The following is an 18,356-nucleotide window of genomic DNA, read 5'->3' on the forward strand; positions in this document are numbered from 1 at the left end:
ATGTTCCCGTTAAGCACACAAAGTATCGGGTCTGGAAAAGAAGCCACCGACAACTCTGACGCCATAATAGATATAAGTTGCTCTGAAGCTAGACATTCCTTTTTCTAAACATATTTCTCTCATCAACATATCCGCATGCTTTCGAGCACTTTGAGGCAACACCTCTTCCCTCATGAGTTGGTAAAGAGCATCATGCACTAAAGAAGCTTTCATAATGTTTTTTGTGTCTAACGCTGGCCCACTCGCTCCATCCCATGCATAGCCCTTTTTAATCGTTAACACGCCTTGTTTGGACAAACTAAGAAAAGGGCTGTCATACGCGTTACTCACTGAAATGTGAGTCTCAATCTTTTCTTCAGAATGGAGAGTGTATCTGTACTTCTGACGCTTTTTGTATTTCATAACCTAACCGCCTAACTAACTTGAGTGGGAGGAACGGGGATAACTCTCAAATTAGAGTTTCTCAGAGAGTTTTTTCAAGTAGGACTTTGCAAGATCATGGTTATCTCTGCTCAACCACTTAATACAATCAAAGAGTTCCCAAATCAGGCCTTGATCACCACTGGTATAAACTGGGAAATCTTCATGTTTTGGCGCAGGTTCATCAGTAACCATGCCAGCAGTCACATCAGCTTTATCAAATAAAACCTTAAATGGCTTAGAAAGTTTGAAAGGCTCACAGATATCTAAACAATGAATCTCCGCACTGGTTAGGTCATTAAAAATATATTTTTTGAAGCACGCATTTTCGTTGTGCTCTCCCTCAAGACGATAAAAAATGTCTTTATTTGCTTCAAAGTGGGTAAAGCAAGGCTCTGAGGCTTTATGGAAGTTGTTTTGAGTAAAGACAACAACATCAGCGTCCGAAATACGGTCACCTTTTCCTGATGACAATGAACCAAGCAATACCGCAGCAACAACGTCTTTTTCAGAATAAAAGGCATCATAAGCAGACTCAACCAAGGCCTTGTGTCGTGGTAGATGTTCTAGTTCTAACGCTCCAATTGTCATAACTCACTCCGTCGATACGCACTAAAATCAAGTCGAAACGTAAAGAGTATCATGCGAGCTTTATTATGATTAATCAACGTTAAATCATGGCGTTACTTTAAAATAAAATGATTAATGACCATGAGAAACATCAAATTCTGTCTCAAACTTAAACTGAAAAAAAACGGAGCCGATTGGCTCCGTTTCTCGCTTTATGTGTTACTACTATTTCTTTGGCACTTCTAACTGCATCTCTGGCATGGCATCGCGCTTCGCTTTAATTTTGCGCCAGACTATCCATGCAATGATCACAATCAGCAGCATTATCACGTTACCCACCGCGATAATAATCATGCTGCGCTTACGCTCAGCCTCCCGCTCAGCAATAATTTGCTTTTCCATTTCAATACGGCGCTGCTCGGCTAATTCAGCTTCTTTTGCAATTCGAGCGGCTTCTAGATCAACGTCATCAACTACACTGAAGGTTTGCTCTGGAATAGGAAACACCAGTGGACGTTGCGTCGCAAAATCAGTGGCAAAGATCTCGCCGCGCCATGCGTATTTACCAAGCTCAGCGTCGTTATTGAGGTTCAGCGTGGTTCTCATTCCATCTTTAGAAACCTGGCCTTGGCTGTAGCTAACAAAGCCATCAGGTGCATCTTGTTCCACCGTGACTGCGATTGAGCCTGGCGCGATCATACCTTGCTCACCACTCACCACCAATTGGTGTGTTTTGTCAGGATTGCGCGCCTGAATAAAAGTACGAGAAATGGGGTTCGGATAAACCAAGATGACTTGCTCTTGCGCTCGTAAGAATACGCCATTACCAGAGGTGATTCGCGCACGGTACTTACCGGGCTCAACGTCTATTGGTAGTTGGACAGTGAACACACCATCCCCTGCTTTTTCATCCAAGCCGCGGCCATCATCAGCAAACTCACCCACAACCATCGGCACTGGACGTGCTTCTTTGATCAACTCATCTTCATTTTCGACAAACTTGGTAAATGTCACGCGTAGATTCACGCGGTCAAGGAAGTCGCGCAGTACAAGAGGTTTGTCGTCGGAGGTTAGGCGAGCTGTAAACTTAAGCGCTTCCCCATTATATAATCGGTTTGGGAACACATCCGTACTGAGCTTTAAGTGAGAAATTAAGCGGATGTTATTTTTAGGAGTGACTTTCCCCACAGCCTGCCATGGGCCTGGCATAGGATTGTCAACGGAGATAATATCGAGTGAGGCTTCTTGGTACCAACGTACATTGTCGTAGGCGTCCCAAGCATAGTACTTTTTACCGTCAGGGCGGACTAAAACAACTGGCTGAGAACTTTGCTCACGATAAACTAAAAAAGTGATCTGCTCGATGGTTGGATCCACTCGAAAGCGATTGTCTAACAAAGACATAGCAGATTCACTCGATGCACTCGAGAGACTACTCCATATCGCTAAAAACGCGACCAACAAAGCCCTCAGCATAGCTTCTCCTATTGATGCCAAATACAGTCGTTCACCAACTCTAATCTTTTTTGGTGAGCTTCTAGTTCATCGGCACTTGCGCGCAAAACCTTTAGCGCTTTTCTTCCTTCAATACGGCGAATGGTTTCTACCCCACCCTCTTGTTTATTCGCGTTAAATTCTAGACTCGTTTGACCACCCGTCATAAAGAGGTAAACGTCGGCTAGAATCTCCGCATCGAGCAAAGCTCCGTGGAGTGTACGGTGCGAGTTATCAATACCGTAACGTTCACATAAGATATCAAGGTTGTTTCGCTTACCTGGGAAGATTTTCTTCGCCATAGCAAGGGTGTCGGTCACCTTGCAGTAGTCGTCCGTTTTGCCGATGTTGGGATCGAGCATGCCAAACTCGTAATCCATAAAGCCGGTATCGAAGGGCGCGTTATGGGCAACAAGTTCTGCACCTTTAATAAACTCAAGAAACTCTTGGTGCACGCTCGCGTATTCCGGTTTATCAACCAAGAATTCATCCGTAATACCGTGAACTTCAACCGCTTCTGGTTGGATTTCACGATCGGGTTTTAAATAGACGTGGAAGTGACGACCAGTCAGCTTACGGTTGATGATCTCCACGGCACCGATTTCAATAATGCGGTGTCCCATGTAGTGAGGACCACCCTCGCGGTTCATACCTGTGGTTTCGGTATCGAGAACGACAATGCGGTTATATTCAGAATTGCTGCTGGTATTCATAAGGTTATGTATGTCAGACTATGCTTTATTAAATGTTTCGGCTAATAGTACCAAAAAATATGACCAAACACGTTGAGATTTTCACTGACGGTTCTTGTTTAGGTAACCCAGGACCAGGTGGTTACGGCATTGTATTGCGTTACAAAGACGTAGAAAAGACGCTTTCCAAAGGCTACACGTTAACCACCAACAACCGCATGGAAATGTTGGCGGCTGTCGTCGCGCTGCAGACGTTAAAACAACCTTGCAAAGTCACTTTAACGACTGACAGTCAATATGTGCGCCAAGGTATTACTCAGTGGATCCATAACTGGAAGAAGCGTGGTTGGAAAACAGCGGATAAAAAACCCGTTAAGAATGCCGATTTATGGCAAGCTCTAGACAAAGAAACCGCACGCCATCAAGTTGAATGGCATTGGGTAAAAGGCCACGCGGGCCATCGTGAGAACGAAATTTGTGATGAGCTAGCCCGTACCGCCGCAGAAAACCCAACCGAGGAAGATACTGGTTACCAACCCTCTTAACGAGATTCTTTCCTCATAGTATTGCCCTCTCGATTCATCACCCCTAGTGGTGTGAGCTTTTTCTTCAAACGCCAATGCGGTTTGATAGGCTTGAGAGGGTATGTTCGTTTCCGTGCCACAATGTAATACAAACTCCCTGCAGGTGACGCCCAATCACCGAGACTGTTTTCCAACCATGTCCACATCGTGCGGTAGCGCTTCATCGGAAACAGCGCGTAACGATCGCAATGAATCACTTGATAATTAAGTAACCCTAACCAGTCGTTGATGCGGTTCGACGTAAACATTCGTCCACTCCAAGGCAAATTATGTTTACGCCATGGAAGCAAACTCGCTAATCCAGTCAAACTTAGTGGGTTAAATCCAGTGATTATCAAATAACCATCATCCATCATCACTCTATCGACTTCCCGTAGCAAACGGTGTGGATCGCTTGCATAGTCGAGCTGATGAGCGAGTATCACAACATCAAAGCTTTTTTCCAAAAAGGGCAATTCGTAACCATCTGCAATCACATTATGCAACGGGTTCTGGATATCTACGTTGACTTGGTGTTGAATGTTACAATTACAGCTGGTTAGCTCACAGCTCAACCCGCCCAGTTTGAGCATATGGTAACCGAAGAGTTTCGGACACCATTCATCAAGTCGGGTCTGGATTGACTCAAGCACCCACGGACCGTTGTTCATTGCTGACCAAGTCGACGGGTGTGGTATAGTTTTGTTGCTGAGTGCTGGTTTCATTAACCACCTGACTAAAATGGGTGACGGAGAACGAATCGTGTTAGAGATCAAAAGCATACCCGCATTTAATGATAATTACATCTGGCTGATACAAAATAGCGATAAACGTTGCGCAGTCGTTGATCCGGGCGATGCGAAGCCAGTGTTAGAATACTTGCAGGCTAACGAATTAACTTTAGAAGCGATTTTAATTACGCACCACCACAACGATCACATTGGTGGCGTTCCAGACTTAGTGCGTACCTTTCCTGAAGTCGCCGTTGTAGGCCCGAAATCTGAGCCAATTCCAACCCTAACCACCCCCATGGAAGAAGGCGACAAACTGGAGTTATTTGGCGAAATCTTTTTGGTGCTGGGTTTACCAGGCCATACCTTAGGTCATATCGGTTACGTTGGAGACGGAAAACTGTTTTGCGGTGACGTGTTGTTTTCCGCAGGCTGCGGTCGTATTTTTGAGGGTACGCCAGAGCAAATGTTTGAGTCACTAAACAAGCTAACGTCTCTACCAGAAGAAACTCAAGTCTTCTGCGCGCATGAATACACCGCGAGTAACGTGGCGTTTGCTTTAGCGGTTGAGCCTGATAATGAGCAGCTCCGTCAATATCGCGATGATGTAAACCGACTGCGAGCCCTAAACATTCCGACACTTCCAACAACAATACGCAAAGAAAAGTGGATTAATCCGTTCTTGCGAACCACCAATCCTGACGTGGTTCAATCTGTTGCTAGTCGTATTAAAAATAGCGATCCATGCTCGGTTTTTACTGCTTTACGTGAGTGGAAGAACGAATTTTAACCATTTTCTGCTTGTAAGTTTGCAAGACCCCAGTATTATCAAGGGCTGATTTTTCGAGAAGCGCCACTGGCGCTTCTCTTACGTTTGGGGTTGATATAAATCTATTTGAATTTCTCCCCATTGCATAATTTAGAAGCTCTTTGCCTCTATTAATTAGTTAGTGTTTAAAAGATGTCTATTATCTTGCGACTGCCACGCACATTGTGTTGCGCGACAGGCAGGTGAAGATAAAAAGGCCCTAAATAGGCTGAATCCATGCGTTTGAAGTATACCTGGGCGTTGGCGTTGTTATTATCTGGCTGTCAATTGACTCAGTCAGACTCAACGTCTTCTACACCAGAAACCAATAAATCTGAGCAGACTGCAAAACAAAATGCAGCGAAGGCTCAACCGGGCAACACATCGTCTTTAGCAAAAAAATCCGCTAACGACGCGCCTAAAATTCTTTCCCCTCAGGAACAAGAAGATGTATGGCAACGTATCGCCATGCAACTTGAAATGGATATCCCAAACCATAAGAAAGTGGACTACTACCGTACGTGGTATCTAAAGCACCCGAATCACCTTTACACGGTGTCTAAGCGTGCGACTCCTTTTCTATACATGATCACAAGACGTATCGAAGAGCGTGGACTCCCAATGGAGCTTGCTTTGCTTCCTGTGGTGGAAAGCTCATTCGATGCCTTTGCCTACTCACACGGTAGCGCGGCTGGATTGTGGCAATTTGTCCCTGGCACCGGAAAGATGATGGGACTAGAGCAAAACTACTGGTATGACGGTCGCCGAGATGTGGCAGCAGCAACGGATGCCGCACTGGACTACCTTGTACAACTAAACGAGCGTTTTGATGGTAGCTGGGAGCATGCAATTGCCGCTTACAATAGTGGTGGTGGCCGTGTTTCTAGCGCAATTCGTAAGAATAAAAAGCTCGGTAAACCTATCGATTTCTTCTCATTGGACTTACCAAAAGAGACCAGCAGTTACGTACCGAAGCTGCTAGCCTTGGCTGACGTCATCGCAAACCAAGACAAGTACGGGCTTAATATTCCTGCGATTCCAAACAAGCCTGTTCTAACGCTTGTCGATCCGAAAGAACAGCTTGATCTAGCCATTGCTGCAGATTATGCCGGCATTGGTGTGAAAGAGTTACAAAGTTACAACCCTGCATACAACCAATGGTCGACTGCGCCTGAAGGTCCGCACCAACTTTTGATTCCGGTAGAGAAAAAAGAGACTTTTCTCACTAAGGTGGAGAAAAACCGTGGTAAAGGGATGAAGGTCGCTCGCTACAAGGTGAAGTCTGGTGACTCTTTAAGTGTGCTAGCTAATAAATACGGCACAACCACAAAAGTGATTCGACGTGCAAACGGCCTGTCGAATAACAATATTCGTATTGGCCAATACCTACTGATTCCGACGTCAACAAAAGACGATGCGAAATACGCACTAACGGCACAAAATCGATTAAGCAAGACTCAATCACGTGCTCGTGGACAACTCAAGCTCACTCATGTCGTTCAGTCTGGAGAAAGTTTGTGGTCAATCGCACGTGAAAATAAAGTGTCGTATAAATCGTTAGCAAAATGGAATGGCATGGGCCCTAAAGATCCATTGCGTGTGGGTCAAAAGCTCGTGATTTGGAAGGACTCAGACAAAGGTGCTGTGATCCGTACCGTTTTCTACAACGTTCGCTCCGGTGACACCATTAGCGGCATTGCAAGCAAGTTCAAAGTAAAAACAAACGACATCGTAAAATGGAACTCGCTACACAAGAAAAAATACTTACAACCAGGTCAAAAACTTAAGTTGTACGTTGACGTAACGAAGGTAAGTGTATGAACCCATCAAGCAACCCACTTGTGATGCTGTTGGACATTTTTCGTTCTCCAACATCTTGCTTTCTAGCGCTTTACCAACGCGGCGGATGGGGATGGCAACCGTTCATCTTCTTGATGCTTAGTCCGTTTTTATTCTGGGGCGCTTACTTTTCGAATGTCGATTTCACGTGGCTTAGTGACCAACTAGCCGCGCAGTTTCAACAAATCGACCCAAAGCAGATTGAGCTATTAGAGCCAAACACGCTAATGGCAAGTGCGATCATCAATGATGTATTCAACCGCTTTGCCACCTTACTGTTGCTTGCGCTTTGGTTCTTTCTTGCAACGAAGGCAAGCAAGCAACAATATGGTTACTGGAAGTGGTTTGCCGCGTCGTGTGCAATCTTATTCCCAGCAGTATTGGGCGATATCGCAAGCTACGCGAGTCTGTTACTCAAGCATGGTCAGGTGATGACTTACGCAGCAGATTTAAACAGCCTCAATGGTCTATTAAAACTGCCGCTTACCAGCGAGTGGTCGCATTTTGCCAGCTCACTACCACTACTGCTGCCTTGGTATATTGTATTGGGCTACGGTGTTGTGCTTACTTGGACTGAGTTTGAACGTGGGCAAGCCTTGGTGATTGCAAGCCTGCCATGGGTATTCTTCTACGTTATTTGGGCGCTTTATATTGTAGTGACCTAAGCTAGTCATCTAACGTAAATGACAGTAACAATGGGTTATGATCGGAAGCGTCGCTCTGCGGCGCTTTCGCGTATTTGAGGGTCAGCCCTCGGTAAAATACGTGATCCAACGGTAATCCCGTTATAAATTGGACTCGATGATCAGGCGAGAACGTCACTTCTTGCAAGTCCGCGGCTTTTAAGGCCTGTCGCATCGCATTAACGCGAGATTCACTCCAACTATTGAAGTCTCCAGCGAATAGGATCGGCCCTGTATGATGCTTTAAAAGCATTTCAAGAGCCGTTAACTGAGAGACATACTCTTGCGTGCCAACCGTGAAGTTAATTGCATGTACATTCACCACAGCGAGTCTCTCGCCATTGCTTAATTGATATTGGCTGTATAGTGCAGACTTGGGTAAACGCAGCCAAGGCTCTTTAGACGTATAAGCACAAGCTTTTTCTGGTTGCCCTTGAGCGATACTAATCACACCCGCACCGCTGCCCAGCGCCTTAAAGGCACTCACTTGGTTGCTGACCCAGTTGCCATCCACCAACCATTGCTTAAAAGATGGTGTCATGCTGGCTTCTTGCAATAACAGCAGTTGCTTCTCAGCAGAGAATTCATTGAGTGCGCTTTGCCAATTAGTTCGGTTCTGTTTGTAGATATTCCAGACAAGTACATTGATTTCACCGCCCTGATCCAGAGCTTTTGAGCCGCTAAATTCGATACACCTAATATCCTGCGTCAGCTCTGAACCTGTTTGAGTAATGATTTGCGGCTGATCTGGTACGGTGAAAATAACCTGGAAGCCGACCAATACCGCCATAATAAGAAAAGCTAACGCCAGAAAAAAACGCTTAAACATACGACAAACCTGAATATACGCACCCTAAAACTGGAACAACCAAGCTCGGGTTATTTGATTTCACTGAAAGTAAAAAACAAAAAAGGAGCCACTTGGCTCCCTTTTAGCATAATAAATACGAGACAGGTAACAAGAAACCTTAGATCGCGTCTTCGTCTTCTTCACCAGTACGGATACGAACCACACGCTCAACATCAGTAACAAAGATTTTACCATCACCAATTTTGCCGGTTTGCGCGGTTTCAATGATCGTCTCTACGCATTTATCAGCCACATCTTCCGTTACAACGATTTCGAGCTTCACTTTAGGCAGAAAGTCCACCATGTACTCTGCACCACGGTAAAGCTCGGTGTGACCTTTTTGGCGACCAAAGCCTTTCACTTCAGAGACAGTCATCCCTGTAATGCCAACTTCAGCTAGCGCTTCTCGAACATCATCCAATTTAAATGGCTTGATAATCGCTTCAATTTTTTTCATGTTCATCCCTTAAGCTTCAATCGATTGCGCTTATTATCGTTTAGCGTTTCGCAACATTCAATGTTTGTCTCTGATCCACCAGCGAAAATCCAGATTGAGCAAATTAACATAGCGAATATCGTGAGTTGATAAAACCCCAATGAGGACTGCTCAATGCCCAATCGTCCAAGCTTTTTCAGACTCGCGTTTACTTCAAACTTGCGTAGTAAGCCGCTAGATTAGCGATATCTTCATCAGACAACAGTGAAGCTTGAGCTTGCATAACAGCAGCAAGACCACCTGTTCGCTCTTTGTTTTTATAGGCTTTAATTGAACTGATAATATATTGCTCGTTTTGCCCTTTCAGGTTTGGGTAACCCGGAATGACAGCAATGCCGTCGGCGCCATGACACGCAGCGCATACTCCTGCCTTTGCTTGACCTGCTGTGGCATCTCCCGCAGCTAGAGCCTGCCCACTGAGTATGGTTAGCGTCACCATTGCGCCCATGATTGTTTTCTTCATTGCTTCACCTAATCAATTATTATTTAAGGATTTTTATATTTTATAATCGACATTGTGGCATGAATTTTCATTACCTGCGCCAAATAAGTTCACAATCTTGACCATTAAACGCCTGATCAACGAACAGATCTGCCACAGCAACGACTCGGTCTTGATACATCAAAATCGGAATTTGACGACGCAGCCAGCTTGGCACATTGTATTCTTGGAACAACTTCTTCAGTTTTCGACTGTGATTACGCGTGGTTGGATGCGCTGATAAGCCTTCCGGATTAAAGGTCACGCGAAGCAATTCTGGCTGACTCGGAAGCGCAATCGTTGCGTTGCTAGAACTCGTCGTTAAGGTCAGCTCCCCTAGCTGCTCTGGAAGCGATAAAACGGTATCGACTTGAATCGTACTTTGCCACTCAGTGACGTCAGCGATTTCCGTTACCCAATAGAGACGATTTCGAAAACGGCGCACTTCACCTTGCTTAAGTTGTAGTTTGGGGTTGGCATCTTGCTGAGCTAATGCGACTTCATTCCAGATAAGATTGAGTTGTACCTGAGCCGGCATACTAGTATTAAGCTTAGCCAGCCACATACGAATCAAGCGCGCACGCGCTAATTCACTGTGCTTAGCCAGTTCTTCAATACTCAAACTTAGATCCGTTTGTAAAGCGCGTTCAAACACCGCGCTCAATAGTTCATCCAATAGCGCTTCTTGTTGAGCACATAAGCTTGCACTGCGCTGAACCGCTTGATGGATACTCGGCCAGCGACCAGACAATTCAGGGATAACACAATGACGAAGAAAGTTACGATCATAACGAGTATCTTGGTTGCTTTCGTCTTCCACCCACTCCAAGCCTAACTTAGTAGCCGCGTCTTCGATGGTCTTCCGCTTGATAGTAAGCAATGGTCGAACTAGGGATCCGCCAGAAAACGGCATACTCTCCGCCATCGAAGATAACCCTTTTGGCCCGCTGCCTCGCTTAAGAGCAAGGAGAAAAGTCTCTAGTTGATCATCAGCATGTTGGCCGGTCAACAGTATATCGCCTTCTTGAATGTACTTAGTTAAGGCTTGATAGCGAGCTTCACGAGCAAGAAGTTCAATACTTTCACCATTGCTGATGTCTAAGCTCACTCGCTCAATCGAGCATGATATGCCCACTTGTTTTGCCCAAAGTAAGCATTTATCGGCCCAATCATCGGCATTCGAGCTCAAACCATGGTGCACATACACAGCGTGACACTCTATCGAATGCGCTTGTTGATAGCGACTGAGTAATTCGAGTAAAAGACGTGAATCCACTCCTCCGCTAAACGCCAAGACAACCTTAGTGCCTGATTGATAGTAGCGGCCGAGAACTTGAGCAAAATGCGGGTAAAGCGATTCCATAAGCGATCCGATAGGTACAAAAAAGGGCTGGACTCTCATCCAACCCTTTCTATTTTAACTGTTATCACTTGAGATATCAGCTAACGCTTAATAGCAATCACCGAAATTAACAGTAACCGTAGCTCATTAGGCGCTGGTAACGACGTTCACGTAGTGTCTCTTCATCCAATTGTTCTAGATCTTCTAGCTGACGAAGTAGTGTTGCTTTCATATTCGCTGCCATTTGAACATGATCGCGATGAGCGCCGCCTAGTGGCTCTTCAATGATTTCGTCGATCAGTTCAAGCTCTTTAAGACGAGGAGCAGTTAGACCCATCGCTTCTGCAGCTTGCGGTGCTTTGTCAGAATCACGCCATAAGATTGAAGCACAACCTTCAGGAGAGATTACTGAGTATGTAGAGTACTGAAGCATGTTCACGTAGTCGCCTACACCAATTGCTAGTGCGCCGCCTGAACCACCTTCACCAACAACGTTACAGATTACTGGCACTTTAAGACCAGACATCACTTTTAGGTTTTTCGCGATAGCTTCAGATTGACCACGCTCTTCTGCGCCCACACCTGGGTACGCGCCAGCCGTATCGATAAATGTGATGATCGGCATGTTGAAACGCTCAGCCATTTCCATCAAACGTAGCGCTTTACGGTAACCTTCTGGTTTTGGCATACCAAAGTTACGTTTCACTTTCTCTTTGGTTTCACGACCTTTTTGATGACCGATGATCATCACTGGACGGCCTTCAAGTCGAGCCATGCCACCCACAATCGCTTTGTCGTCTGCAAACGCGCGGTCACCCGCTAATTCATCAAACTCCTCAAAAGCGTGTTGGATGTAATCCAGCGTGTAAGGACGTAGTGGGTGACGAGCCAGTTGAGCTGTTTCCCATGCGCCTAGGTCGCTGAAGGTTTTTTTCTTCAGCTCTAAGCTTTTCTTCTCAAGCTGTTCGATTTCTTTATCCAGGTCAATCGCAGAATCACCACCGTGACGAGAGACATCACGTAGTGCTTCAATTTTCGCTTCTAGTTCTGCAATTGGCTTTTCAAATTCAAGAAAGTTTAGGCTCATCTATGAATCCTTGTTTACTCAGCGTCTAACATATTGCGCTGAATTTTTAGTTAAATTCGAGTTCTACCTGGCTTTTGCCAAGTAACTGTTTTAAATCGTCGAGTAATGTATCACTTGGCGTTACTCGCCACTCGGTGCCCAATGTTAACCGCGCTCTGGCGTCGGCACGCTGGTAGTATACATTGACGGGTACGGTTCCGGCTTTGTGCGGTTCTAAAATACGGCTGAACTGCTCAAAAAACTGATCGTTGATCTGAGTTGCATCTATCGATACCGACAAACCACGAGCGTATTTCTCGCGCGCACTGCCGAGATCCATAACTTCACGCGCCGACATTTTAAGGCCACCGTTGAAGTCATCAAAGCTGACCTGTCCAGAAACGACCAAAATTCTGTCTTTTTCGAGAAGTTCAGCGTATCGATCCAGTGCATCTGAGAACAACATCACTTCCATGCGACCACTTCGGTCATCCAGTGTCATAATGCCAATTCGTGTACCACGCTTAGTCGTCATTACACGAGCTGCAATAACCAGACCTGCCACCGTGACAGATTGGTCGCGACGCGTTGGCGTTGCGTCTTTTAGTCGACAACTGGTGTATTTGTTTAGTTCCTTTACGTAGGCGTTAATTGGGTGCCCTGTCAAATATAGACCTAGGGTATCACGCTCGCCCTCTAACCACACTTTTTCTGGCCAAGGCGGAACCTGCGTATACTTATGCTCTACTTCTTCAGGCGCATCCGTTAACACACCAAACATATCCGTTTGACCAAACGCCTCAGCTTGGTGATGTTGACTTGCTGCTTTTACCGCATCATTGAGTGACGCCATCATCGCCGCGCGGTGTGGACCTAGTCGATCTAACGCGCCCGCGTAGATCAGCTTCTCTATCACTCGTTTATTGACGCGTTTTAGATCAACTCGAGCACAGAAATCAAATAGGTCTTTAAAGTGACCACCTTTATTTCTCGCTTCAAGAATCGCATCGATAGGGCCTTCACCTACCCCTTTTATCGCACCAATACCGTAAACAATTGCGCCATTTTCATCAACATTAAAGCGATATAGGCCAGAGTTGATGTCTGGTGGCAGCACGGTTAGCTTCATACGGAAACACTCATCGACCAAGCCAACGACTTTTTCCGTGTTATCCATATCAGCTGTCATTACCGCGGCCATAAACTCGGCAGGATAATGGGTTTTCAGCCAAAGAGTCTGATAAGAAACCAATGCATAAGCAGCAGAGTGCGATTTGTTAAAACCATAACCAGCGAACTTCTCTACCAAGTCGAAGATTTTCATCGCCAACTCGCCATCGATACCGTTCTTTATCGCACCTTCTTCAAAGATAGCACGTTGTTTTGCCATCTCTTCTGGCTTTTTCTTACCCATTGCACGACGGAGCATGTCCGCACCACCTAGCGTGTAACCCGCTAAGATCTGAGCAATCTGCATTACCTGCTCTTGGTACAGGATGATGCCGTAGGTTGGATCAAGCGTCTCTTTTAGCGACTCGTGTTGCCACTTTTCATCTGGATAAGAGATCGCCTCTCGGCCATGTTTACGGTCGATAAAGTTATCTACCATGCCAGATTGCAAAGGACCCGGACGGAAGAGTGCTACCAACGCGATAATGTCTTCGAAACAGTCTGGCTGAAGTCGTTTGATCAGCTCTTTCATGCCCCGAGATTCAAGCTGGAATACTGCTGTCGTTTCAGAGTTTTGCAACAAACGGAAAGAGGCAGGGTCTTCTAACGGTATGGATTCAATTTGAACCGGTTCTTTACCTTCTCGCTCTAGACGTGGGTTAATCAGTCCTAACGCCCAGTCAATAATGGTTAAGGTACGTAAACCCAAGAAGTCAAACTTAACTAGGCCAGCGGTCTCAACATCGTTTTTATCAAATTGAGTAACCGGAAAGTGACCTTCAGCATCTGCATAAATTGGTGCAAAATCGGTAATTGTTGTAGGTGAAATTACAACGCCACCAGCGTGTTTACCGGCGTTTCGCGTACAACCTTCCAAAATATGACACATGTCGATGAGTTCTTTAACTTCCTCATCGGCCTCATACAATTCAGGTAGTGCAGGTTCAGCTTTAAACGCCTTATCTAGCGTCATGCCTGGATCGGGCGGGATCAGCTTTGAAATACGATCAACAAAACCAAATGGATGGCCCAATACGCGGCCAACGTCACGGATTACCGCTTTTGCCGCCATGGTACCAAACGTGATGATCTGAGACACCGCGTCGCGACCGTACATTTCCGCAACGTGGTCAATAACCTGGTCACGTTTATCCATACAGAAATCGACGTCGAAATCGGGCATCGAGACACGTTCTGGGTTCAAGAAACGTTCGAACAGCAAGTCGTATTCTAGTGGATCCAGATCGGTGATTTTTAGTGCGTAAGCCACCAAAGAACCTGCACCGGAACCACGTCCAGGACCTACAGGAATTCCATTATCTTTTGACCACTGGATGAACTCCATTACGATCAAGAAGTAACCAGGGAATCCCATTTGGTTGATAACATCTAGCTCTATCTGAAGACGTTCATCATATTCAGGGCGACGACGTTTCCTCTCTTCCTCATCTGGAAATAGGAACTCTAAACGCTCTTCCAAGCCCTCTCGGGATTTCATGACTAAGAACTCAGTCTCTTTCATCCCTTCAGTTGGGAAGGCTGGTAGGAAGTACTCCCCTAAGCGCACAGTCACGTTACAACGCTTCGCTATCTCGACACTGTTTTCTAACGCTTCAGGAATATCAGCAAACAGCTCGCACATTTCTTCTTCTGTACGAAGATATTGCTGCGGACTGTAGTTTTTTGGCCTACGCGGATCTTCTAATGTGTAACCATCGTGAATCGCTACGCGTATTTCATGAGCATCAAATAGGTCTGGACTCAGGAATACAACTTCATTGGTCGCCACTACTGGCAAGTCTTGCTGCTCTGCCAATTCAACTGCAAAGTGAAGATAAGTTTCTTCATCTGGACGACCGGTACGAAGTAACTCAAGATAAAAGCGATCTGGAAAATGCTGTTTATAAAAATCAACACACCCTTGCACTATTTGACGGTTGCCTTTCAAAAGGCCGCGACCAATTTCCCCGCTTTTACCGCCGGATAATACAATCAAGCCTTCAGACATTTCAGCCAACCAGGCTTTATCAATCACAGGGTGGTGTTGAACATGTCCGCGTAAGTACGCTTTTGATATCAATAACGTCAGGTTCTTATAACCCACATTATCCGCCGCAAGCAAAGTCACTTGTGTCAGCTCTTCACCAAACTCGTCCGACTGCATTTTAAAGTCAGCACCGATGATCGGTTTAACACCACTGCTATGTGCCGTACCGTAAAACTTCACCAAACCACATAGGTTGGTAAAGTCGGTCAACGCCATTGCGGGCATGCCGAGTTCAGCAACTTTCTTTACTATTGGCGGAACTTTGTTGAGGCCATCCACCATCGAGAAGTCACTATGAACACGCAGGTGGATGAATTTGGGATCTGACATTAACAGGTACCGTGTAACTCTATTTTGTTGGGGATTCTAACCTAAAGAGGTTGGGTTTATAACACCAATTAGATCGTTTGATTATTCTATGCCTAAAGCTTTTTTTACTGGCTTGAAACTCTTGCGGTGTTCACTGATCACTCCGTGTTGCTCAATCGCTTCAAAGTGCGCTTTAGTTGGATAACCTTTGTGCTTGGCGAAGCCAAATTGTGGATGAAGTTTATCCAACTCTTCCATCTCTTGGTCACGCACGACTTTGGCAACAATGGAAGCCGCACTGATTTCGGCAACGCGTAGATCGCCTTTTACTACAGCTTGAGCATCCATTGGCAGCTCTGGACAACGGTTACCATCAATCAACACCAAATCAGGTTGAACCTTTAACCCCGCCACTGCACGCTGCATCGCAACCATGGTCGCCTGCAAAATATTCAGTTGATCGATTTCTTCAGGAGAACAACGCCCGACCGCCCACGCCAATGCTTTTTCTTTGATTTCAGGAAGCAGCGCCATGCGTTTCTTTTCGGTCAATTTTTTCGAATCGTTCAAACCTTCAATAGGATTGTTAGGATCAAGGATAACCGCAGCGGTGACGACGTCTCCCACCAAAGGGCCACGTCCTACCTCGTCGACTCCGGCCACAAGCTGATAACCTTGCGGATATTCAAACGGAGGGAGTTCAACTTTGGTTTTGGTCGCTTTTGGTTTAACAGCCATGATAAATCTCTATTTCTCAATCAATTTTAGAACCGCGTTTGCGGCTTGTTGATCCGCATCTTTACGGATCCAATGATGCATTTCCGTAAACTTATCTAACATCAGTTTATTGTCGCTTTCCAATAAGCGAGAAACCTCAGTAAACAAATTGTCTGGTGTGCACTCATCTTGTAGATATTCTTTGACGAGCTCATCATCCGCTAAGATATTCGGCAATGACACATACTTCGTTTTCAATAGACGTTTAGCTAAGAAAGCAGTAAATGCATTCACACGATAACCCACCACCATTGGACGCTTGAGAAGCATACACTCCAACGCTACGGTACCAGAGGCCAGCATCACGGCATCGGATGCGGTGATGACGTTGCGTGCGGTGTCATCAACTAACTTGAAGTCCAACTCTGGTGCGAGTTCTTTCCAGGCTTGTTCAAACTGCTCACGGCGTTTTTGATTAACAAGCGCGACAACAAACCCCAGTTCTGGAAATTTTTTATGGAGTAACTTGCAGGTTTCAATAAATGGCTCAGAGAGCATTTTTAACTCGCTACCACGACTGCCTGGCAGGACAGCAAGCCACTTTTTATCTTGTTCTAAACCAAGCAACTCACGTGCAGGCGCTTGTTCTGATTCTAGTGGGATGGAATCAGCCAAGGTATGACCAATGAACTCGCAAGGTACATTAAATTTGTCGTAGAACGCTTTCTCAAACGGAAGAAATGCTAGCACCAAGTTCGTTGCCGCTTCTATTTTAAAGATGCGCTTCTGACGCCAAGCCCAAACAGACGGACTCACGTAATGAACGGTTTTAATGCCCGCTTGCTTGAGGTCAAGCTCTAGGCGTAAGTTGAAGTCAGGAGCATCGATCCCGATGAAAACATCAGGCGGATTCTGAGTAAAATACTGAACGAGCTCAGCTTTCACTTTAAGAAGTCTCGGTAAGCGGCCTAAAACCTCGACTAACCCCATCACCGCAAGCTCTTCCATATCAAACAGAGACTCGCAACCTTGGGCTATCATTTTCGGACCGCCAATGCCTACGAACTCTGCGTCTGGATATTGCTGCTTTACTGCTTTGATAAAGCCTTCACCTAGCGTATCGCCAGACAATTCTCCGGCAATGATGCCAATACGTAATGGTCTTTCCATATCTACTTCGCTATTTTTCCTGTGCGCTATGGATAACGGTTTGCCTTATCCATAAAACACAAAAAGATCGTAACCTCAAATTCGGTCACGATCTTTTTATTTATTGCTTCATTCGCCAATTAACGAATAATGCCACGTTCCGTCGTTTCCAGAATATCTGAGAAACGCTTCACAGCCGGCCACTCTTGAGCCATTTCAGCCAGAATAGGCTTCACTTCTTCTAGCGTCTTACCTGAACGATAGATTTCTTTATACGCTTTTTGTAGCGCACGAATCTCTGGTTTCTCAAAGCCGTTACGCTTCAAGCCAACAAGGTTCAAGCCGAAAGGAGTCGCGTGGTTGCCTTGCGCGAGTACGTAAGCAGGGACATCTTGCACCACTGCTGAGCAGCCGCCAATGTACGCGTAAGCGCCCACTGTACAAAACGGGTGAATCGCAGACAGTGCCATCACACCAGCATAATCATCAACAGTAACGTGACCACCAAGAATCGAGTTATTACCGATATGAGTGTGGTTACCAATAACAACATCATGCGCAACGTGTGCATTCACACACAATAAGTTATCATCACCAATGATCGTGGTTGCTTTGTCCTGCACTGTGCCGCGGTGAACTTGGACCGCTTCACGAATGACGTTACGATCACCGATAACCACAGTTGTGTCTTCACCACCGTATTTTTTGTCTTGGTTTTCTTCGCCAATGACAGCATGCGGGAAAATACGGTTATCTTTGCCAATAGTCGTGTGACCTTTGATCACAACGTGAGACATCACTTCTGTGCCTTCACCAATTTCAACCGTAGAGGTGATGTACGTAAAAGGACCTACTGTTACGTTAGCACCAATTTTGGCGCCCTCTTCTACCACCGCTGCCGGGTGGATTTTAGCGGTTTCATGAATCAT

Annotated in this window: 18 protein-coding genes; 4 read left to right on the forward strand and 14 right to left on the reverse strand. The window is 45.7% G+C overall.

Annotation, left to right across the window (positions count from 1 at the left end; genetic code table 11):
• Window positions 1-9: 9 nt before the first annotated feature.
• The 4 genes from NB463_RS00940 to dnaQ form a co-directional block, all read right to left on the reverse strand.
• On the reverse strand, window positions 10-402 hold the full coding sequence (locus tag NB463_RS00940) for a DUF1353 domain-containing protein (protein ID WP_258431100.1): 393 nt from the start codon (window positions 400-402) through the stop codon (window positions 10-12).
• Window positions 403-453: 51 nt separating this feature from the next.
• Window positions 454-1,011, reverse strand: coding sequence for a hypothetical protein (locus tag NB463_RS00945; protein ID WP_258431101.1), 558 nt, complete (start codon window positions 1,009-1,011; stop codon window positions 454-456).
• 204 nt (window positions 1,012-1,215) lie between these two features.
• The gene (locus NB463_RS00950) at window positions 1,216-2,466 is read right to left on the reverse strand and encodes a TIGR03503 family protein (protein WP_104969699.1); all 1,251 of its coding nucleotides are present in this window, start codon (window positions 2,464-2,466) and stop codon (window positions 1,216-1,218) included.
• Window positions 2,467-2,474: 8 nt separating this feature from the next.
• Window positions 2,475-3,197: a DNA polymerase III subunit epsilon gene (gene dnaQ, locus NB463_RS00955; RefSeq protein ID WP_005380385.1), complete on the reverse strand. Its 723-nt coding sequence runs from the start codon at window positions 3,195-3,197 to the stop codon at window positions 2,475-2,477.
• A 59-nt stretch (window positions 3,198-3,256) separates the two neighbouring features.
• Here dnaQ and rnhA point away from each other — a divergent pair, with 59 nt between their 5' ends.
• A complete protein-coding gene (rnhA, locus tag NB463_RS00960) occupies window positions 3,257-3,721 on the forward strand; it encodes a ribonuclease HI (protein WP_012841509.1) in 465 nt (154 codons plus the stop codon).
• Here rnhA and NB463_RS00965 read toward each other — a convergent pair.
• Complete coding sequence (locus NB463_RS00965) at window positions 3,718-4,464, reverse strand: class I SAM-dependent methyltransferase (RefSeq protein WP_012841508.1); 747 nt, start codon at window positions 4,462-4,464, stop codon at window positions 3,718-3,720. The two genes, rnhA and NB463_RS00965, sit on opposite strands and share 4 nt — an antisense overlap.
• 37 nt (window positions 4,465-4,501) lie before the next feature.
• On the opposite strand from NB463_RS00965, the gene gloB reads away from it, so the two are divergent.
• The 3 genes from gloB to NB463_RS00980 all read left to right on the forward strand — a co-directional run bounded on the left by gloB (window position 4,502) and on the right by NB463_RS00980 (window position 7,782).
• The gene (gloB, locus tag NB463_RS00970) at window positions 4,502-5,260 is read left to right on the forward strand and encodes a hydroxyacylglutathione hydrolase (protein ID WP_256935672.1); all 759 of its coding nucleotides are present in this window, start codon (window positions 4,502-4,504) and stop codon (window positions 5,258-5,260) included.
• Window positions 5,261-5,515: 255 nt separating this feature from the next.
• Complete coding sequence (locus tag NB463_RS00975) at window positions 5,516-7,099, forward strand: lytic transglycosylase (RefSeq protein ID WP_256899701.1); 1,584 nt, start codon at window positions 5,516-5,518, stop codon at window positions 7,097-7,099.
• Window positions 7,096-7,782 carry a YIP1 family protein gene (locus tag NB463_RS00980; protein WP_046875508.1) on the forward strand — a complete coding sequence of 229 codons (687 nt, stop codon included), beginning with the start codon at window positions 7,096-7,098 and terminating at the stop codon, window positions 7,780-7,782. Before NB463_RS00975 ends, NB463_RS00980 begins: the two co-directional genes overlap by 4 nt.
• A 1-nt stretch (window position 7,783) precedes the next feature.
• On the opposite strand, the gene NB463_RS00985 is transcribed toward NB463_RS00980, so the two are convergent.
• The 9 genes from NB463_RS00985 to lpxA form a co-directional block, all read right to left on the reverse strand.
• A complete protein-coding gene (locus NB463_RS00985) occupies window positions 7,784-8,629 on the reverse strand; it encodes an endonuclease/exonuclease/phosphatase family protein (protein ID WP_256951042.1) in 846 nt (281 codons plus the stop codon).
• A 139-nt stretch (window positions 8,630-8,768) separates the two neighbouring features.
• The gene (glnB, locus tag NB463_RS00990) at window positions 8,769-9,107 is read right to left on the reverse strand and encodes a nitrogen regulatory protein P-II (RefSeq protein WP_005436810.1); all 339 of its coding nucleotides are present in this window, start codon (window positions 9,105-9,107) and stop codon (window positions 8,769-8,771) included.
• 187 nt (window positions 9,108-9,294) lie between these two features.
• Window positions 9,295-9,609 carry a c-type cytochrome gene (locus NB463_RS00995; protein ID WP_104969703.1) on the reverse strand — a complete coding sequence of 105 codons (315 nt, stop codon included), beginning with the start codon at window positions 9,607-9,609 and terminating at the stop codon, window positions 9,295-9,297.
• A gap of 70 nt (window positions 9,610-9,679) precedes the next feature.
• Window positions 9,680-10,990 carry a tRNA lysidine(34) synthetase TilS gene (tilS, locus tag NB463_RS01000; RefSeq protein WP_258431106.1) on the reverse strand — a complete coding sequence of 437 codons (1,311 nt, stop codon included), beginning with the start codon at window positions 10,988-10,990 and terminating at the stop codon, window positions 9,680-9,682.
• Window positions 10,991-11,096: 106 nt separating this feature from the next.
• Window positions 11,097-12,056: an acetyl-CoA carboxylase carboxyl transferase subunit alpha gene (gene accA, locus NB463_RS01005; protein WP_005380365.1), complete on the reverse strand. Its 960-nt coding sequence runs from the start codon at window positions 12,054-12,056 to the stop codon at window positions 11,097-11,099.
• 46 nt (window positions 12,057-12,102) lie between these two features.
• Window positions 12,103-15,582 carry a DNA polymerase III subunit alpha gene (gene dnaE / locus NB463_RS01010; protein ID WP_047008875.1) on the reverse strand — a complete coding sequence of 1,160 codons (3,480 nt, stop codon included), beginning with the start codon at window positions 15,580-15,582 and terminating at the stop codon, window positions 12,103-12,105.
• Window positions 15,583-15,663: 81 nt separating this feature from the next.
• Window positions 15,664-16,299 (reverse strand): ribonuclease HII, encoded by a 636-nt coding sequence (gene rnhB / locus NB463_RS01015; RefSeq protein WP_053809796.1) that lies wholly within the window; start codon window positions 16,297-16,299, stop codon window positions 15,664-15,666.
• A gap of 9 nt (window positions 16,300-16,308) precedes the next feature.
• A complete protein-coding gene (lpxB, locus tag NB463_RS01020; RefSeq protein ID WP_047008877.1) occupies window positions 16,309-17,448 on the reverse strand; it encodes a lipid-A-disaccharide synthase in 1,140 nt (379 codons plus the stop codon).
• 119 nt (window positions 17,449-17,567) lie between these two features.
• The gene (gene lpxA / locus NB463_RS01025) at window positions 17,568-18,356 is read right to left on the reverse strand and encodes an acyl-ACP--UDP-N-acetylglucosamine O-acyltransferase (protein WP_005380357.1); all 789 of its coding nucleotides are present in this window, start codon (window positions 18,354-18,356) and stop codon (window positions 17,568-17,570) included.

Origin of the sequence: Vibrio sp. RM-41-2B, from assembly GCF_024744415.1 — a bacterium.
Classification (GTDB): domain Bacteria; phylum Pseudomonadota; class Gammaproteobacteria; order Enterobacterales; family Vibrionaceae; genus Vibrio; species Vibrio diabolicus.